This is a genomic window from Halalkalibacter akibai JCM 9157, assembly GCF_000513135.1.
Lineage (GTDB): Bacteria > Bacillota > Bacilli > Bacillales > Bacillaceae_D > Halalkalibacter > Halalkalibacter akibai.
The window spans coordinates 1-539 of sequence record NZ_BAUV01000141.1; the positions used below are offsets into that span (position 1 = coordinate 1).

The window sequence follows — 539 nt, forward strand, 5'->3', positions numbered from 1 at the left end:
AAAAAAGTGATTAAAAAGGTAACTGTTTTATTTTTCTTTACACTTTTAATACTGGTTGGGTGTACTAATCAAAATGAAATGACATTAGAAGATATTAATAGAGTTCAATTAGAAATAGTGGACACAGAAATATTGGATGATGGAATGAGATATCAAATAAAATTATTAAATGGTAGTAACTATACTATTAAACAGAACATTGTTCATTTTACATATCCTATTAAATTAGATAATGGAATATCGGATAATACATACAAAGTTGAAGCTACAAATAATAAATTAAATATACAACCTGGTGAAGAGTTATTACTTAACGTTTTTACCCCTTTTGAAGGTATGGCTGAGAAAGACATTCTGGCATTAGACCAGCCAATTGTTAGTATAGTTGGGTATTTAAAACAAGTAGACGAAGAGTCTAAATTTTCTAATTCAAGAAGTATTCTTTTAGTTCAACAGTAAGTTAGTAAGATTCCTTAAGAAATATTATAAAGAGTGGTGAAGGCTGTTATCACTCTTGAACGGGAGCGATGCTTGAGTAA

At 28.8% G+C, this 539-nt stretch carries 1 protein-coding gene; it reads left to right on the forward strand.

The annotated features are described in order from the left end of the window. A partial coding sequence (locus JCM9157_RS23110; RefSeq protein ID WP_035668911.1) for a hypothetical protein occupies positions 1-459 on the forward strand: 459 nt, incomplete at its 5' end. Positions 460-539 lie beyond the last annotated feature (80 nt).